Annotated in this window: 12 protein-coding genes; 4 read left to right on the top strand and 8 right to left on the bottom strand. The window is 69.9% G+C overall.

From position 1 onward, the window contains the following. Positions 1-237 precede the first annotated feature (237 nt). Positions 238-1137, top strand: coding sequence for a LysR family transcriptional regulator (locus tag D7X74_RS27685; RefSeq protein ID WP_120536009.1), 900 nt, complete (start codon positions 238-240; stop codon positions 1135-1137). 33 nt (positions 1138-1170) lie between these two features. Here D7X74_RS27685 and rsmB read toward each other — a convergent pair whose 3' ends face one another. Genes rsmB through D7X74_RS27705 form a run of 4 tightly spaced genes read right to left on the bottom strand, consistent with a single transcriptional unit; the run spans position 1171 to position 5061 of the window. Beyond that, positions 1171-2487 carry a 16S rRNA (cytosine(967)-C(5))-methyltransferase RsmB gene (rsmB, locus tag D7X74_RS27690; RefSeq protein WP_120536010.1) on the bottom strand — a complete coding sequence of 439 codons (1317 nt, stop codon included), beginning with the start codon at positions 2485-2487 and terminating at the stop codon, positions 1171-1173. Beyond that, a complete protein-coding gene (locus D7X74_RS27695; protein ID WP_199741909.1) occupies positions 2484-3443 on the bottom strand; it encodes a type II 3-dehydroquinate dehydratase in 960 nt (319 codons plus the stop codon). Before D7X74_RS27695 ends, rsmB begins: the two co-directional genes overlap by 4 nt. 52 nt (positions 3444-3495) lie before the next feature. Then, a complete protein-coding gene (gene fmt / locus D7X74_RS27700) occupies positions 3496-4431 on the bottom strand; it encodes a methionyl-tRNA formyltransferase (protein ID WP_120536011.1) in 936 nt (311 codons plus the stop codon). A 39-nt stretch (positions 4432-4470) separates the two neighbouring features. Next, complete coding sequence (locus tag D7X74_RS27705; RefSeq protein WP_120536012.1) at positions 4471-5061, bottom strand: signal protein; 591 nt, start codon at positions 5059-5061, stop codon at positions 4471-4473. 109 nt (positions 5062-5170) lie between these two features. Here D7X74_RS27705 and D7X74_RS27710 point away from each other — a divergent pair, with 109 nt between their 5' ends. Next, positions 5171-6766 carry a HEAT repeat domain-containing protein gene (locus tag D7X74_RS27710; protein ID WP_120536017.1) on the top strand — a complete coding sequence of 532 codons (1596 nt, stop codon included), beginning with the start codon at positions 5171-5173 and terminating at the stop codon, positions 6764-6766. Here the strand turns inward: D7X74_RS27710 and D7X74_RS27715 are convergent. Beyond that, positions 6747-8942, bottom strand: coding sequence for an FUSC family protein (locus D7X74_RS27715; protein WP_120536013.1), 2196 nt, complete (start codon positions 8940-8942; stop codon positions 6747-6749). The two genes, D7X74_RS27710 and D7X74_RS27715, sit on opposite strands and share 20 nt — an antisense overlap. A gap of 112 nt (positions 8943-9054) precedes the next feature. Continuing rightward, positions 9055-9687: a 30S ribosomal protein S4 gene (gene rpsD, locus D7X74_RS27720; RefSeq protein ID WP_120536014.1), complete on the bottom strand. Its 633-nt coding sequence runs from the start codon at positions 9685-9687 to the stop codon at positions 9055-9057. Positions 9688-10029: 342 nt separating this feature from the next. Here rpsD and D7X74_RS27725 point away from each other — a divergent pair, with 342 nt between their 5' ends. After that, positions 10030-11814: a M4 family metallopeptidase gene (locus D7X74_RS27725; protein WP_120536015.1), complete on the top strand. Its 1785-nt coding sequence runs from the start codon at positions 10030-10032 to the stop codon at positions 11812-11814. Positions 11815-11891: 77 nt separating this feature from the next. Here the strand turns inward: D7X74_RS27725 and D7X74_RS27730 are convergent, their stop codons facing one another. Together D7X74_RS27730 and D7X74_RS27735 are read right to left on the bottom strand one after the other, a co-directional pair. Further along, positions 11892-14246, bottom strand: a complete 2355-nt coding sequence (locus D7X74_RS27730) for an arylsulfatase (RefSeq protein ID WP_120536018.1) — start codon at positions 14244-14246, stop codon at positions 11892-11894. A gap of 206 nt (positions 14247-14452) precedes the next feature. Continuing rightward, on the bottom strand, positions 14453-15487 hold the full coding sequence (locus D7X74_RS27735) for an aldo/keto reductase (RefSeq protein ID WP_120536019.1): 1035 nt from the start codon (positions 15485-15487) through the stop codon (positions 14453-14455). 174 nt (positions 15488-15661) lie between these two features. Here D7X74_RS27735 and D7X74_RS27740 point away from each other — a divergent pair. Next, positions 15662-17118: ABC transporter ATP-binding protein (locus tag D7X74_RS27740; protein WP_147446695.1), on the top strand; the 1457-nt coding region annotated here is incomplete at its 3' end.

Here is a 17118-nt window from a genome sequence, read left to right on the forward strand (position 1 = left end):
CCCTCTTCGCCCTCCCCCGCCCCCGTCCGCCCGCCCCCCCGGCTCCGGGCGGCGGCGCGCCACCTCCAGGGTCCGATGACTCCAGCGCTTGAGACGTTGAGAGCCTTCACCCGGACCGCCTTGCCGCGATGCACAAGCAGGCAGGCACTTTTTGCCTTCAGGTCATTTTCGCACACTGGGTAGACCTCCTAATTACTACTGGCCCAGCCATTAGGTTTGGGGGTAGGAGACGGCCTCATGCAGCTCGAATCATTGAAGATGTTCTGTGACGTGGTCGAGACGGGCTCGTTCTCGCGCGCGGCGCAGCTCAATCACGTGACGCAGTCGGCGGTGAGCCAGCAGATTCGCGCGCTGGAGAACCGGTACGAGCAGAAGCTGCTCTCGCGCAGTGCGCGTCAGGTGACGCCCACGCCCGCGGGCGAGCGGCTGTTCCGGGGCTGCAAGGAGATATTGGCGCGCTTCGCGGAGGTGGAGCAGGAGATCCGCGAGCAGGCCACGGAGGTCGCGGGCGCGACCACGGTGTCCACCATCTACTCGGTGGGCCTGCACGAACTGAACGCGGTGCAGAAGCAGCTGTTGAAGACGCACCCCAAGGTCAACATGCGCCTGAACTACCGGCGCAATGATCAGGTCTACGACGACGTCATCCTGGGCGCGGCGGAGATTGGCATCGTGGCCTATCCGCAGCCGCGCGCGGGCGTGGACATCCTCCCGTTCCGCGACGACAAGCTGGCGGTGGTGTGCGCGCCCAACCACCCGTTCGCCACGAAGACGAAGGTGAGCGTCACGGCGCTGTCGGGCGTGCCCTTCATCGCCTTCGACCGCGAGGCGCCCACGCGCAAGGCGTTGGACCGCCTGTTCCGCGAGAAGAACATCGACATCAATCCGGTGATGGAGATGGACAACGTGGAGACCATCAAGCGCGCGGTGGAGATGGGCCTGGGCGTGGCCATCCTCCCGCTCGCCACGGCCCACGCGGAGATCAAGGCCTCCTCGCTGGTCGCGAAGCCCTTCGCCGAGGGGCCGGTGTCGCGCCCCATCGGTCTGCTCATCCGCAAGGGCAAGTACCTGGACCGCGCGTCCGCCGCCGTGCTGGAGGCCTTCAAGCAGGCCGCCCTGATTCCGCACGACGACTGACGCAGGCGTTGAAGGCCCCCGCCCGGCGCGCGCTCAGTACATCTTGCGCAGCCGGGCGGCGAAGAAGCCGTCGTAGCCCTCCGGTCCGGGCAGCGTGCGCAGCCACGCCTGGGCCAGCGGCAGCTTGAGGCCGGGCAGCACGGGCGGCTCCGCCGTCCACTCCGGGTGGCTGCGCAGGAACATGTCCACCTGGTCCTGCCCCTCCTGCGGCTCCGGCGTGCACACCGCGTACACCAGCAGGCCCCCGGGCGGCACCGCTTCCTGGCAGTTCTCCAGGATGCGCCGCTGGAGCGTGGCCAGCCGGGACACGTCCTCCTCCTTGCGGCGGTAGCGCAACTCCGGGTGCCGGCGCAGCGTGCCCAGGCCTGAACAGGGCGCGTCCACCACCACCGCGTGGAATTCGCCCCAGGCCTCCGGGAACGGCTCCGCGGCGTCGTGCGCGAAGGCCTTCAGCCGGCCGGACAGCCCCAGCCGCTGGGCCTCCGCGTCAATCTTGCGCAGCTTGTTGGCGTGCAGGTCCACCGCCACCACGTCGTGCGTCTCCGCCTGATGGCAGGCCTTGCCGCCCGGCGCGGCGCACGCGTCCAGCACGCGCGCGGACTCCGGAATCTGGCCGTAGACGCCCACGAGCTGCGCGGCCTCGTCCTGCACCTGCCACAGCCCTTCGGCGTAGCCGTACAGGTCCTCCACCCGGCCCACGGGCGGCAGGATGATGCCCACCGGCGAGGACTCCGTGGGGCGCGCGTCCACGCCCACTTCCTTCAGCTGGGCGAGCAGCGCGTCGCGCGTCACCTTGGACGTGTTGGCGCGCACCACCACCGCGGGCGGCAGGTTGTTGGCCACCAGCATGGCCTCGGCGCGCTCGCGGCCGAACTGGCGGATCCACCGCTCCACCAGCCAGCGCGGATGGCTTTCGCGCACGGACAGGTACTCCACCGGGTCCTTCTGGGACGGCAGCGGCGGGGAGGGCAGCTCCGACAGCTTGCGCAGGATGGCGTTGGTGAAGCCCGCCGCGCGCGCGAGGCCCACGTCCTTGAGGGCCTGCACCGTCTCCGCCACGGCGGCCCGCGCGGGCACGCGGGTGTGGAAGAGCTGGTAGGCGCCGACGCGCAGCGCGGCCAGCACCTTGTCCTCCAGCGCGTCCAGCTTGCGGTCCGCGAAGCGGGTGATGGCGTAGTCCAGCGCCATCTGCCGCCGGGTGGCCCCGTAGGTCAGCTCCGTGACGAGCGACGCGTCGCGGGGGTCCTTGGGCGGGTGTTCCGACAGCGCCGTGTCCAGCACGACGTTGAGGTAGGCGTCCGTGGCGCGCACGCGCGCGAGGATGTTGATGGCGAGGGTACGGGCGTTCATCCTTCTTCCAGCCGGGTCATCAAATCCACCAGTTGCTCGTCCGACATCCGCGTCGCGGGCAGATGGGACAGGGTGAGGCTCTGGAGACTGTCCTCCAGGAGGTCGCGGTGGCCACTCTCCGCGGGTTCGCCACGCTGGACCTGCTGATACTTCGCGCGTGCCCAGGTGGCCAGCTCCGCATCACTCAGTCTTCCGGCCAGCCGGTCCGCGATCTTCTGGCGCACGAGCGCCCGGGTGAGCAGGTCCGACGCGGGCGTGGCCCCCGCCTTCACCGCGCGGCCCAGCGTCTTGCCCGCCCTGCCCTCTGTCTTCGCGTCGGAGGACGTCGTGGACTTGCGGCCCAGCGTCTTCAGGTGCCCGCCCGCCTCCACCGTGCGCGCCAGCGAGCGCGCGGGAGCCGCCAGCGGCGTGGGGTCCGACGTGCCGCCCTTGAGCGGGTGCACCCGGCCCACCAGCTTGGGCGTCGGGCGGGACGTGCCCTCCGCCTGCGCGCCCTTGCCCTTGCGGCGGCCCAGCGTCTTCACGGGGCCCGGGATGGCGGGGTTGAAGATGCCGCTCGCGAAGGTCTCCAGCGCCTGGAGGTAGGGGTCGAAGCCGTGCAGGCCCAGCACCTGCATCGCGCACGCCTCGGCGACGATGGACTCGCGGGCGGGGGGCTTGAGCAGCACCTCGATGGCGGGCAGGCCCACCGCCTCCAGCGCCTCCTTCAGCGCGTAGGACGTGAAGTAGCCCGCCGGGTTGATGACGATGCCCTCCACGTGCTTGCGCTCGGCGTGCAGCGTGTCGATGAGGACGCCCTCGTGGTTGGACTGGACGATCTTCAGCTCCAGGCCCAGCGCCTTCGCCTTCTCGCGCAGCGCCGCGTCGAGGTCCGCCAGGCTGCCCCCCGCGAGGTCCTCGCGCTCGCCCAGGAGGTTGAGATTCGGTCCGTGCAACACCAGCAGCTTCATGCCCATCGATGGAGACTCCCTCGGCTTCGATGATTCCATGCGGCGCTCGGGGGCGCGCTCACGACGAGAACGGCTGACTGCCCGGCTGCAGTTTGTGGCCGGAGAGGAAATCCGCCGCGCGCATCACCCGCTTGCCCTCTGGCTGGACGTCCAGGAAGACGAGCGAGCCCTCGCCACACGCCACCTCGATGCCGTCCGGCCCCGCGGACAACACCGCGCCGGGCTCACCCTTTCCCGAGGCGGGCCGCATGCGGTGCACCTTGAAGACCTTGCCTGACAGCAGCGTGTACGCGCCGGGCCACGGCGTGAAGGCCCGCAGGCGCCGGTCCAACTCCACCGCGGACTTCGCGAAGTCCAGCTTCGCGTCCTCCTTGTCGATGATGGGCGCCAGCACCATGCCCTCGGACGGCTGGGGCGTGGGCGTCAATTCCCCGCTCAGGTAGCGTGGAAGAGATTCGCGGAGCAGCTCTCCGCCCAGTGCGGCCAGCTTCGGGTACAGCGTGGCGCTCGTTTCGTCCGGGGCGATGGGCAGCCGCTTCGTCGCCAGCATGGGGCCCGTGTCCAGGCCTTCGTCCATCACCATCAGCGTGACGCCCGTCTCCGTGTCGCCGTGCGCGATGGCCCACTGGATGGGCGCGGCGCCCCGGAAGCGCGGCAGGAGCGACCCATGCACGTTGACGCAGCCCTTCACCGGAAGGGCCAGCAGGTCCTTGGGCAATATCTTCCCGTAGGCCGTCACCACGCAGACGTCGGGCGCGTACTGGCGCAGCTCGTCCACGAAGGGTGGCGTGCGCAGCTTCTGCGGCTGGAGCACCGGGAGGCCCCTCTCCAGCGCGCGCTCCTTCACGGGCGACGCGATGGGGGCGCCGCTGCGGCCCTTGGGCTTGTCCGGCTGGGTGACGACGGCCACGACGTCGCCCACGTCGAAGCAGGCCTCCAGCGAGGCCACGGCGAACTCGGGCGTGCCCATGAAGACGATGCGGGGTCGGCTCATTGTGAAGGGAATCCCTTGGGAAGATGGATGCGGTGGCGCTCAGGCCACGGACTTGAAGGTGGCGGGCGGCGCGGACGTGTCCACCGCCTGCCGCTTGCGGGCGCGCAGGGACTCCAGCGTGGCCAGGGCCTCGCGCGCCTCGGGCGTGGTGCCCAGGTCCTTGAGCACCGACAGCGCCTGCTCCAGCGCCAGGGCCTCGTCGGCCTCGCGCTGGCGGATGCGGTCCACCGCCTCGCTGAAGCGCCCGAAGAAGGCTCTCAGCTCATCCTTGCGCCGCAGGGGACGCAGGCGCGGATAGCGGCCGGCCGCGAGCGCCGCGACGTAGAGGCTCATCACGTGGACGGGTCCCGCCACACGGTGCGTGAAGAGCAGGCCGAACAGGCCCAGGGCGATGCCCATGCCCACGGTGCCCATGCCGGTGAGCCACCAGAGCGTCTCCTCGCCTGAGAGCCCGCCGTCGGCGGACATCCCCAGGGCCTGGTTGGCGAGCACGCCGAACAGCAGCATGCTCCCCGCCCCCATCCCCGTGAGCAGCAGGATGTATTTGAGCTGGAACGCCCGGTCGAGCAGGTACGTCCGGCGCAGGATGTTCGGACGCGACGCGTTACGACTGTCTTCAGCGAGGGCCATGTCGTTGACCAGCGTACCCCAGGAGTCGGGGGAGGTTTGCGTCCTTCGACACGTCAGGTCTACACCCGACGGCAGCGCAGACTTTTGGACGCAAAGGAGCCCCATGCCCATGTCCCGCTCATTCGTCGCCCTGTCCCTGACGGTGTCCTGCCTGACGTTTGGAGGCTGCACGAAGCAGGACCCGAAAACGCCGGAGTACTGGCAGTCCAGCCTGGAGGGGGCCAAACGCCCGGATGACCGCGTGCGAGTCATTGAGTCGATGCGCACATCCGGCAACGTGAACGAAGCCTTCCTGCCCTTCCTCCACGCGCGGCTGGCGTCGGAGCGCAAGCCGGAGGTGAAGGCGGCGGTGGCGCGGACGCTGGGGGATCTGCACCACCCGTCCTCGCTGGAGCCGCTGACGGCGGCCATTGATCCGTCCGCCAGCGATTCGTCCGAGCAGCAGGTGAACAAGGCCATCGTCGGCGCGCTGGGCAAGATTGGGGATGCGCGCGCGGTGCCGTCGCTGGTGCCGCTCTTGCGCAACAAGGACAACTACACGCGCATCGAGGCCGTGCAGGTGCTGGGCGCGCTGAAGGCGAAGCCGGCGGTGGATTCGCTCATCGCGATGGCGACGGACGAGGCCGCGGAGCCCTTCCTCAACAAGAAGGCCATCGAGGCGCTGGGGCAGATTGGCGACCCGCGCGCCATCCCCGCGCTCTTGCGCACGCTGACGAAGGAGCGCCGGGGCGTGTCCTTCTACGTGGAGAGCAGCTTCGCGCTGTACCAGATGGGCGCGCCCGCTGCGGATGCGCTCCTGCCGGCGCTGGAGGGCAAGGACGCGGAGCTGCTCACGTGGGCCAAGGCCCAGGGCGTCAACCCGGCCAGCTACCCGATGAAGGTCGCGCAGGTGCTGGGAGATTTGCGGGAGAAGCGCGCGGTGGCGCCGCTGGTGAAGCAGTTGTCGTTCACGCACTCGGATCCGCAGATTCAAGCGCTGGTGCGGATGCAGGCGGCGGATTCGCTCGGACGGATGCGCGCGCCGGAGGCGGTGAAGCCGCTCTCGGTGCTCGTCTCGGAGCCGGACCCCACGGTGCGGGATGTCTATGTGCGGGCGCTGTCACTGGTGGGCAGCCGCGACGCGCTCCCCGCGCTGGAGAAGGCGGCGGGCAGCCCGGACTGGTACGCGCGGGAGGTGGCGCTGAAGGGCATCGCGCTCATCGGGGATGCGCGTGAACAGCCGATGCTGGCGAAGCTGGCCGCCGCGGAGCCCGCGCGGACGGCGTCCGACTGCAAGGTGACGGGCGAGGAAGGCTGCGAGGACGCGGCGGCGCTGGGCAAGAAGCGCGCGGACCTCATCCTGGGCCATGGCGCGGTGCTGGAGGCGGCGCAGGCCTGTACCGGCAACGCGGGCTGCTGGTCGCAGCGGCTGCCCAAGGCGGACGCGGTGATGCTGGAGCGCGCGGCGCTGGAGCTGGGCCGCTCGGGCGCGGCGGACCAGGGCCCGACGCTGGCCACGCGGCTCACCGAGAAGAACACCGAGGCGCGCGCCACGGTCATCCAGGCGGTGGACTGGCTGACGGATGAGCCCGCCGCCGCGAAGAAGCTGCGCGAGGCGTCGCTGCCCGCCCTGCGCAAGCAACTGGAGGACGAGAAGGGCAACACGAACTTCGTGCGCGTCAACGAGGACCTGCGCCGGCTGCTCATCAAGCTGGAACGGGTCTGACGTCGGCCTCCGCCGCACGCAGGGCTGGCGGCATGCGCTCCACCGCGTGGTGGAGCACACCCAACTGCCGCACCAGCCGTGACACCTGCGTGCGCTCCAGTGCGTCCGCGCCTTCCACGGGAGGCGCCTCGCGCTTGAGCCCACCCGGCGCGCGGCGGGCCACCAGCGCCGAGGCCAGCTCCTCCAGCGCGTCCGACACGTAGCGCATCACCGGCCCCAGGTCCGACGTCGGGTGCCAGGCCCGGCTCGCCGCCAGCGCCGTCACCGCCGCCGTGAGGCGCCTCGCGAAGGTGATGAGCGCCATGCCGGGCTCCAGCTCCTTCGCGGGGCCCTTCCACTCGCCGAGCAGGCGCTGGAACGACGCCTCCGCCGACAAGAGCGCCACGCCCACCTTGCGCCGCGCCTCGCGCAGGTCCGACTCCTTCGGCACCGGCGTGCGCGCCACCTCCCGGAAGTAGTCCCGATCCGCCCGCAGCACGGAGGCCACCTCCTCCGGGAAGCGCGCGTGTTCGGGACTCGGCCACAACAGGCGGATGCCCAGCAGCGCCAATGCGCCCCCCAGCAACGTGTTGAGGATGCGCACCCCCGCGAGCTGCCAGTCCCCCGTCTGGATTTCGGCGAGCAGCACCAGCGCGGGCGCCAGCAGCACCTGGAAGACGGTGAAGTTCAGCGGCCGCACGCTCACCGACACGCAGATGAGCACCACGATGATCGCGAGCATCATCCACCGCTCCGGCAGCACGTGCACCAGCCCCATCGCCAGCACGCTGCCCAGCAGCGTCCCCGCCACGCGTTGCAGCCCCTTCTCCGTCGTGAGGCCCGCGTAGGGCTGCAGCACGACGATGACGGTGATGGTCACCCAGTACCAGTGATTGAGCCCCAGCCCTTCCGCCAGCGCCGTCGCCACCGTGGCGGTGAGACCCAGCCGCAGCGCGTGCCGGAAGACGACGGACTCCGGCGTCAGGTGGTCGCCCAGCACCGCCCACCATGCGCGCGACTGGCCCGGGTCCATGGAGAAGGGCTTCGTGTCGCGCTCCGGCAGGGGCCCGCCGCGCTCCAGCCGGGAGGCCACGTCCACCGCCACGGCGCTGTGTTCGCGCACGCGCCCCAGCAGGCCCGCGAGGTGCGCGTACTGGGAGCGCGCCGGCTCCGGCAGTCCCCCGTCCGCCTGGAGCACGCGCGTCACCGCCTCCACGTCCCATGAGGCCGGCACCGGCACGGTGCCCCGCACCAGCGCTCCCGCCACGCCCCGCAGGTCCACCGCCAGCGAGCGCAACGCGCGCTGTGCCTCCTGGCGTGCCTGGCGGCAGGCCCCTTCGCGCGGCGCCTCGTCCAGCGACTCCGACATCGCGGTGAGCAGCAGCGACATTGCGTCCGCGTCCTCCAGCAGCACCAGCAGGTGCTCGCCGCGTCCGCTCTCCTCCTGCCGCCCCTGGCGCGTGGCGCCCAACGTGGCGCGCGCCGTCTCCAGCGACTGCCGCACGCGCGCGGCCCGCTGCACCGCATCCCACGTCCCCACCCGGGACGGCCCTTCCAACGGCCAGACCGCCACCGCCTCCGCGACGCTCGCCAGCTCCTCGTAGCAGTTGGCGATGGCGAGCCGCGCCGGGCGGTAGGGCCTGAGCGGCCACAGCACCAGCGCCAGGAACATGGACCACAGGCCGCCCGCCACGAAGAACACCGCCTGCAGCAGCACCGCCTTCGGACTGTGCACGGGCAGCGCCAGCGACACCACGAACAGGTTCGCCAGCAGCATCCCCAGGATGCCTGGCGTGTCCCCGTAGCAGCGCGCGAAGCCGCACGCCGTCACCCAGAAGAACGTCAGCCCCACATCCACCCAGAGGGGACTGGGCAGCGCGATGATGAACCCCACCAGCGCGCCCAGCACCGTCATCGCGCCCATGGCCCGGGCCCGCGTGCGGTACGGCCCGCCCTTGTCCACCAGCGCCACGAACAGCCCCGCCATGCCCGCCCACGACGCCTGCGGCATCTGCAGGAGCGCGGACACCAGCAGCGGGACGCCCAACGCCAGCCCCGTGCGCAGCCCCGCCGCCACCGCGGGCCGGCCCGGCTGGAAGCGGAAGAGGCCGGCGACATGACGGGGCAGGTGTCCCCGGGCCGAACGCCCGCGCGGTGCCACCCACCCTTCCGTCGCCTCGCCCCCGTCCCCGCGCATCCTGCCCGCTCCTCCCTGGAAGAGGTCCTTGGGGAAGATGGGATGCGCGGGCGCGTCGGGCCGCCCCTGCCTGCCCGCATGCCTCGCGGGCGGGCGGAGGCGCGCCGGTGCTTCAGCTGCGCTGGGCGTAGTACTCGACGATGAACGGCTCGTTCACATCCACGGGGATCTCCTCACGCTCCGGCAGGCGCACGAAGCGCATGCCCTCCCCCGCGCCCAGCACCTGCACGTAGGCAGGCACCTGCCGGGACTTCATCCGGCCAAAGGCGTCCTGCACCGCCGTCAGCTTCAGGTGCGCGGGATGGAAGCGCACCTCGTTGCCCGGCTTGAGCCGGATGCTGGGGATGTCCGCCTTGCGGCCGTCCACCTGGAAGTAGCCGTGGCGCACGAACTGCCGCGCCTGCCGGATGCTCGTCGCCAGGCCCGCGCGCAGCACCAGCGCGTCCAGCCGGCTCTCCAACAACTGCATCAGCACCTTGCCGGTGTTGCCCGGCGACCGGCGCGCTTCCAGGAAGGCGCTGCGGCACTGCTTCTCCAGCAGGCCGTAGTGCAGCTTCAGCTTCTGCTTCTCCCGCAGCCGCTGCGCGAAGTCGCTCACCGACGTGCGCGCCGTCGCGCCGTGCTGCCCGGGCGGATACGGCCGCCGCAACACCGGGTCCTTGTCGGGGTCCTTCGCGCTGATGCGCGACAGGGGGATGCCCAACCGCCGACACATCTTCCCTCGCGGTCCCAGTTCACGTGCCACGGCGTGTCCTCCGTCCTACCTGTTGGCTCGAGCCAAGTTGAAGTTGATAATCACTATCAATTTCAATACCCATAAAGGGAGCGGGCGGTCAAGCTTCCAGCCACTGGGGGTGGGTGGACGGCGGGCCAGGAAGCGCTCGAAAATGAACCGAAATACAGCCCCGCGGGTCACCTCCCTACCGGTCGGAAGGTTCTTTTGCGGGCAATGTAGGACGAATACTTCACCAATAAAATCATAGACTTAAGCAGCAAATCCCCTTGTCAGGATTCAGCCCACACGCAACCTTCGGGCGGCTGACACGAGAATCAATTTGTAAGTCTTCTTCCCCCCGAGAAAACCACCATGGCTCTTCGCACCGACCTCTCGAAGCCCGCCGTCATCCCCTCCCAGCGCACGGACACGAAGGCGACGAACACCGTCGCGAAGCCCACGGGCCCGGTGGGCATGAGCTCCCAGTCCAGCTTCAGCGCGGGCGCGCCCAGCAAGGCGAAGGCGGCGGTGGCGCTCAACGGCGTGGGCACGAAGGTGACGCCGGGTCCGGTGGACCTGAGCAGCCCCCAGGCGCAGCAGGCCGTGCAGCAGACGGTGTCGTACGTGAACCAGAAGAACCCGCAGCTGTCCGGCATCACCGGCGGCGCGTCGTTCTCTCCCCGGTCCGTGGAGCGCGACCAGCTGGGCATGACGCACGTGCGCCTGGACCGCATGCACGAGGGCGTGAAGGTCTCCGGTGAGCAGGTCATCGGCCACCTGGACGCGAAGGGCCAGTTCGACAGCCTCACGGGCAACGTGTCCGAAATCCCGGTGGGCCTGGGCAAGGCGCCCACGAAGCTGACCGCGAAGGACGCGCTGGCGACGGCGCAGAAGGACTTCAACGGCACCACGACGCGCCAGCCCACCGTGGAGCGCGAAATCGTGAAGGGCAAGGACGGCCAGTACCGCGCGGCCTTCCACGTGACGCTGACGGACACGTCGGTGGGCAACGGCAAGGAGCCCCGCTCGATGAACTACTTCATCGACGCGAACACCGGCGAGTCCATCAAGCAGTTCAACACCATCAGCCACGCGGAGCGCCCGGGCGCCACCCGCGCGGGCGGCAGCTCGGCGCCGTCGAAGACGCCCGCGCCCACCACCGGTGACAAGGGCCGGGGCACGGGCGTCGTGGACGACACGACGATGTACAGCGGCAAGGTGGACCTCTCCACGACGAAGAACAAGGACGGCACGTTCTCCCTGGAGGACAAGACGCGCGGCAAGGGCATCGTGACGTACGACGCGAAGAACCAGGAGAACGCGTCGGGCACCACGGCCTTCACCGACAAGAACGACGTCTGGGGCGAGAAGACCGACCCCGCGCGCGCCGCCACCGCCGTGGACGCGCACTACGGCGCGGAGATGACGTACGACTTCTACAAGGACATCCTCGGCCGCGACTCCATCGACGGCAAGGGTGAGAAGCTCGTCTCCTACGTGCACACCGACGTGAACCTGGTGAACGCGTTCTGGGACGGCGAGAAGATGAGCTACGGCGACGGCGACGGGAAGGACTCCGGCCCGCTCACCACGCTGGACATCGCCGGCCACGAAATCAGCCACGGCCTCACCGAGCGCACCGCGGGCCTGGAGTACGAGGGCGAGTCCGGCGGCCTCAATGAGTCCTTCAGCGACATCATGGGCGCGGGCGTGGAGTGGTACGCCAGCCAGAAGAACAGCGCGGTGAAGTCCGACTGGGCCGTGGGCGAGGACGCGTGGACGCCCAAGAACGGCGACAACACGGACGCCCTCCGCTACATGAACGACCCGACGTCGGACGGGTACTCCATCGACAACTACAAGAACTTCCCGAAGATGACGGAAGTCCACGGCTCCAGCGGCATCGCCAACAACGCCTTCTACCTGCTGACCGAAGGCGGCAAGAACAAGACGTCCGGCCTGGAAGTGAAGGACGGCATCGGCATGGAGAAGAGCCTGAAGATCTTCGGCCGCGCCCTCACCACGTACATGACGCCGCAGACGAACTTCTCCGAGGCCCGCGCCGCCACCGTGAAGTCCGCCACCGACCTGTACGGCAAGGACTCCGTCGAAGTGAAGAAGGTCCAGGACGCCTGGACCGCCGTCGGCGTGAAGTAGTCACCCTCGTTTCGAGGCCCGGACGGGCGTTCCCCCTCCCGTCCGGGCCTGTCGTTCGCTGTCACGGCTTCAAGGCCTCACTGCTTCGCCATCGCCACCTTCTGCTCCGACTTCGCGTCGCGGAGGTGCTTGCCGGAGACGTCCACCGTCACCTGGAAGAGCGTGCCGGTGAATTCAAAGGGCGCGGCGTAGAGCTTGCTCACGGAGGAACTCTCATCCCGGCCGCACGTCAGCCCCTCTCCCAGACTGAGGATGAGCGGCATGGTGGCGGAGATGTCGCTCTGGGCCACCAGGTCGTCGTTGATGTAGAGCCGGCCCCGTCCTGGCGCGCCCCGCCCCGCCTTCAGGTCGGGCTTGCCGGTGGGCTCGAAGGAGAACTTCAACTCCGAGCGCCCCAGCGGCACGTCCACCGCCGACTCGATGTGGAACTCCTGTTCGCCGACGAAGTTGTAGACGTAGTGCAGCTTCCCGTCCTGGACGAAGAAGGTGTAGCCGCCGGTGAGGCCGCCATGGCACAGCAGCACCCCTTCCGCCTCGCCGCTCAGGTCCACCTCGGCGGTGATGGTGTGGGGGCGGTTGAGCACGTGAACGGCCGCGTTCTCCGGCGTGGGTGAGGTGCGCGGGCGGTACACGTAGCGCTTGCGGTCCTGGGTGATCTGCGGCCGCTCCTGCGCGAACACGGCGCGCGTCGGCGACGCGAGCGGCAGCACCTGGTAGCGCCCCGCCTCCGCGTACCAGAGGGCGATCATCTCGATGAGCTTGCCCCGGTGCTCCTGCGCCACGTTCTTCGTCTCGGAGGCGTCCTCGGAGACGCGGTACAGCTCCCAGCCCTGCGCATCCAGCTCGCGCAGCCGGTCCTCGGTGAGCGTCGATTCGCCGAAGCCCTCCCCGGCTTCCGTGAAGGACGGCCCGGGGAACGGGCACACCGCGCGCCAGCCGTCGTGGTAGAGCGCGCGGTTGCTGAACATCTCGAAGTACTGGGTGTGGTGGTGGCTCTCCGCGTTCGCGTCGTTGAACGTGTGTTTGAAGCTGACGCCTTCGAGGGGGGATTGGGTGACGCCCCGGATTTCAGCCAGCGGCTCCAGCCCCAGACAGTCCAGCACCGTGGGCACCATGTCGATGGCATGCGCGTACTGCGCGCGCACCTCGCCCTTCGCCTGGATGCCCTTGGGCCAGTGGACGAGGAACGGGTCCGTGGTGCCGCCCCGGTACACCTCCCGCTTCCAGCGGCGGAACGGCGTGTCCCCCGCCCAGGCCCAGCCCCACGGGTAGTGGTTGAAGTACTTCGGCCCGCCCAGCTCGTCGATGGCCGCCATGTTCTGCTCCAGCGACTCCGGCGTGTTGTTGAAGAACTTCAGCTCGTTGACCGAGCCGTGCGGCCCACCCTCGGCGCTGGCGCCATTGTCGGACAGCACCATGATGAGCGTGTTGTCCAACTGTCCCGTGTCCTCCAGGAACTTCAGCAGCCGCCCGATGTGGTGGTCCGTGTGCTCCAGGAAGCCCGCGAACACCTCCATCATGCGGGCGTAGAGGCGCTTCTCCTCCGGAGGCAGCGCTTCCCAGTCCTGCACGTCGGGGTCATGGCGGGACAGCTGCGTGCCCTTCGGCAACACGCCCAGCTCCAGCTGCTTCTGGAACACCTTCTGCCGGTACGCGTCCCAGCCGTCGTCGAACTGGCCCTTGTAGCGGTCCGCCCACTCCTTCGGCACGTGATGGGGCGCGTGCATGGCGCCCGTCGCGAAGTAGAGGAAGAAGGGCTTGTCGGGCGCGACCTGCTTGGTGTCCGCGATGCAGTCGATGGCCTTCTCCACGAGGTCCGGCGTGAGGTGGTAGCCCTCTTCCGGCGTCGCGGGCGCTCGGATGGCGTGGTTGTCGTGGATGAGGTCCGGGTAGTACTGGTGGGTGTCCCCGCCCAGGAAGCCGTAGAAGCGCTCGAAGCCGCGCCCCAGCGGCCAGCGCGAGTACGGCCCGGCGGCGCTCGTCTGCTCCGCGGGGGCCAGGTGCCACTTGCCAATGGCATACGTGTTGTAGCCAGCCTCCATGAGCATCTCGGAGAGCAGGCCGTTCTCGAAGGGGATGGTGCCGTTGTAGCCGGGGTAGCCGAGCGACGTCTCGGTGATGGTGGCCATCCCGTTGGAGTGGTGGTTGCGGCCGGTGAGGATGCACGAGCGCGTGGGCGAGCACAGCGCGGTGGTGTGCATGTTGTTGTAGAGCAGCCCGCCTTTCGCCAGCCGGTCCAGGTTCGGCGTGCGGATGGGCGAGCCGTAGCAGCCCAGGTGCCCGAAGCCCGTGTCGTCCAGGACGATGAACAGGACGTTGGGTGCGCCGGGCTTCGAGCGCAGCGGCGCGGGCCACGCGGGGGACGACTGCTCCCAGGTACGACCGATGGTGCCGGGGAAGGGTCTGCCGGGCTTGTATTCCTTGAGGGACATGAGCGAGCGCGCCTCCACGCGAGAAGCGAAGCCCCGCCCGGCGGCCCGTGACTCCAGGGCGCGCCGACGGTGACCTCGTGAACGTGAAGTGCTCAGTCCCGGGGGAGGATGGACCTGCCCTGTGGGCGGAGGCGGGCGGACCCGGGCCCCGCCCGCCTCCTTCCATCACGATGGGCGGACAAGGCCCGTCACGGCGGGGACCGGTATCAGGTCACCGGGAAGGGGTTGCGCTCGGCGAACTGACGCTGGTGGAAGTACGGGTACGGCCAGGGCACGGAGCTGGCGGCATCCAGCGTGGCCACCTGCGCGGGCGTGAGGTTCCAGCCGATGGCGCCCAGGTTCTGGCGCAGCTGCTCCTCCGTGCGCGCGCCGATGATGACGTTGGACACGGTGGGCCGCTGGAGCACCCAGTTGAGCGCCACCTGCGGCACCGTCTTGCCCGTCTCCTTCGCGACGACGTCGAGCGCGTCCACGACCTTGTACAGGTACTCCTCCGGCACCTGCGGGCCGCCGCTCGCGGTGGCGGGGTTGTTCAGGCGGCTGGTCTCCGGGCGCGGCTGGCCCCGGCGCAGCTTGCCCGTCAGGCGGCCCCAGCCCAGCGGACTCCACACCACCGCGCCCACCTTCTGGTCCTGCGCGAGCGGCATCAGCTCCCACTCGTAGTCGCGGCCGACGAGCGAGTAGTACGCCTGGTGGGCCACGTAGCGGGCCAGGTTGTAGCGCTCCGACACCGCGAGCGACTTCATCAGGTGCCAGCCGGAGAAGTTGGAGCAGCCGATGTAGCGGATCTTCCCCGCGCGCACGAGGTCATCCAGCGTGTTGAGCGCCTCCTCCACGGGGGTCGTCGCGTCGAAGGCGTGGAGCTGGAACAGGTCGATGTAGTCCGTCTTCAGCCGGCGCAGGGCGGCCTCCACCGCGCGGGTGATGTGGAAGCGCGAGGAGCCCACGTCGTTGGGGCCGGTGCCCGCGCGGAACGTCGCCTTGGTGGAGATGATGGCCTGGTCGCGCCGCCCCTCCAGCGCCTTGCCCAGGATCTCCTCCGCGAGCCCGGCGGAGTAGCCGTCCGCGGAGTCGAACATGTTCACGCCCGCCTCCAGCGCGATGTCCACCAGCCGCGTGGCCTCCTTCACGTCGCTGGAGCCGAAGCCCTTGAAGAACTCGCCCGAGCCGCCGAACGTGCCCGTGCCCAGACTGAGGATGGGGACCTTGAAACCCGAACCACCAAGCTGCCGGTACTCCATGACGTTCACCTCGCAACGAACCGGGATCTGGCGGCCGACGTAACGGGGCATGGTGCGTCGCGCAACCCTGTTCGCGCACCTTCATGTCCCGTGCGTCGTGCTTGATGCAGCCGGGGCGCGCGCCCATCATGCGCGCGCCTCCGCGCTCCAAGCGAAGGGGCAGGGATCCCCCACGTGAGCACGTCCGCACCCGCCTCCGGCCGCCCCGCCGGCGGCTTCGCCGCCATCCTCCGGGCCCTGCGCTACCTGCGCCGCTACCGCCTGGAGTCCCTGGGGGCCCTGCTGTCGCTGCTGCTGGTGTCGGCGGCGAACCTGGGCGCCCCGCAGATGATCCGCATCGCCATCGACCAGGGGCTCGCGCGCGGGGAGCGGCGGCCGGTGTGGCTGGCGGTGGGGGGACTGGTCGCCATCGCGCTGGGGCGGGGCCTGTTCAACTTCCTCCAGGGCTATCTGGCCGAGCGCGCGTCGCAGGGCGTGGCGTTCGACCTGCGCGACGCGCTCTTCGCGCGCATCCAGCGGCTCTCCTTCAGCTACTACGACCAGGCGCAGACGGGGCAGTTGCTCACGCGGCTCACCAGCGACGTGGAGGCGGTGCGCACCTTCGTGGGCAGCGGCGTGGTGCAGTTCGCCGCGTCGGCGGCGATGCTCGTGGGCTGCGCGGGGCTGCTGCTCTATCTGGATCCGGTGCTGGCGCTGGCGGCGCTCGGGTCCGTGGCGCCCATCCTCTTCGTGCTGCGCTCGTTCGTGACGAGGATGCGGCCGCTGTTCGGCCAGCTCCAGGCGCTGCTGGGCACGCTCAACACCACGCTCCAGGAGGACCTGCGCGGGCTGCGCGTCGTGAGGGCCTTCTCCGCCGAGGCGCGGGAGATGGCGCGCTATGGAGAGACGAACGCGAAGCTCCAGGCGCAGAACCTCAAGCTGGTGGACGCGCTGGCCAACAACTTCCCCTTCGTCACCTTCTTCTCCAACCTGGGAACGCTGATGGTGGTGGGCGTGGGCGGCTGGCGCATCTTCCACCAGCGGCTCACGCTGGGGGAGCTGGTGGCATTCAACAGCTACCTGGCCTTCCTGTTGATGCCGCTGATGACGCTGGGCTTCCTCGCCTCCAGCCTGTCGCGGGCCAGCGCCTCCGCGCTGCGCGTCTTTGAATTGCTCGACACGGCGGTGGAGGTGACGGACCGCCCGGGCGCCGTGCCGCTGCCGCCGCTCCAGGGCCGCATCGAATTGCGCGACGTGCGCTTCCGCTACGCGGGCAGCGAGCGGGAGATTCTGCGCGGGCTGAGCGTGACGCTGGAGCCCGGGCAGTTCGTGGCGGTGCTGGGGACGACGGGCTCCGGGAAGAGCACGCTCATCAACCTGCTGCCCCGCTTCTACGACGTCACCGGGGGCGCGGTGCTGCTGGACGGGCACGACGTGCGGGACGTGACGCTCGCGAGCCTGCGCTCACAGATAGGCGTGGTGTTGCAGGACGCGCTGCTGTTCTCCGGCACGGTGCGCGACAACATCGCCTACGGCCACCCGGACGCGACGCAGGCCCAGGTGGAGGCGGCGGCGGAGGCGGCGCAGGCGGCGGAGTTCATCCGCGCGCTGCCGCAGGGCTACGACACGGTGGTGGGCGAGCGGGGCGTGGG

The sequence above is a fragment of the Corallococcus sp. CA047B genome, assembly GCF_003612065.1.
Taxonomy (GTDB): Bacteria; Myxococcota; Myxococcia; order Myxococcales; family Myxococcaceae; genus Corallococcus; species Corallococcus praedator.

What these genes read in the sequence shown, in the direction of transcription:
- D7X74_RS27730 (WP_120536018.1), bottom strand. Translation starts at nt 14,246, where the DNA reads ATGTCCCTCAAGGAATACAAGCCCGGCAGACCCTTCCCCGGCACCATC.
- D7X74_RS27710 (WP_120536017.1), top strand. Translation starts at nt 5,171, where the DNA reads ATGTCCCGCTCATTCGTCGCCCTGTCCCTGACGGTGTCCTGCCTGACG.
- D7X74_RS27715 (WP_120536013.1), bottom strand. Translation starts at nt 8,942, where the DNA reads ATGCGCGGGGACGGGGGCGAGGCGACGGAAGGGTGGGTGGCACCGCGC.
- D7X74_RS27695 (WP_199741909.1), bottom strand. Translation starts at nt 3,443, where the DNA reads ATGGGCATGAAGCTGCTGGTGTTGCACGGACCGAATCTCAACCTCCTG.
- rsmB (WP_120536010.1), bottom strand. Translation starts at nt 2,487, where the DNA reads ATGAACGCCCGTACCCTCGCCATCAACATCCTCGCGCGCGTGCGCGCC.
- D7X74_RS27705 (WP_120536012.1), bottom strand. Translation starts at nt 5,061, where the DNA reads ATGGCCCTCGCTGAAGACAGTCGTAACGCGTCGCGTCCGAACATCCTG.
- fmt (WP_120536011.1), bottom strand. Translation starts at nt 4,431, where the DNA reads ATGAGCCGACCCCGCATCGTCTTCATGGGCACGCCCGAGTTCGCCGTG.
- D7X74_RS27725 (WP_120536015.1), top strand. Translation starts at nt 10,030, where the DNA reads ATGGCTCTTCGCACCGACCTCTCGAAGCCCGCCGTCATCCCCTCCCAG.
- D7X74_RS27685 (WP_120536009.1), top strand. Translation starts at nt 238, where the DNA reads ATGCAGCTCGAATCATTGAAGATGTTCTGTGACGTGGTCGAGACGGGC.
- D7X74_RS27735 (WP_120536019.1), bottom strand. Translation starts at nt 15,487, where the DNA reads ATGGAGTACCGGCAGCTTGGTGGTTCGGGTTTCAAGGTCCCCATCCTC.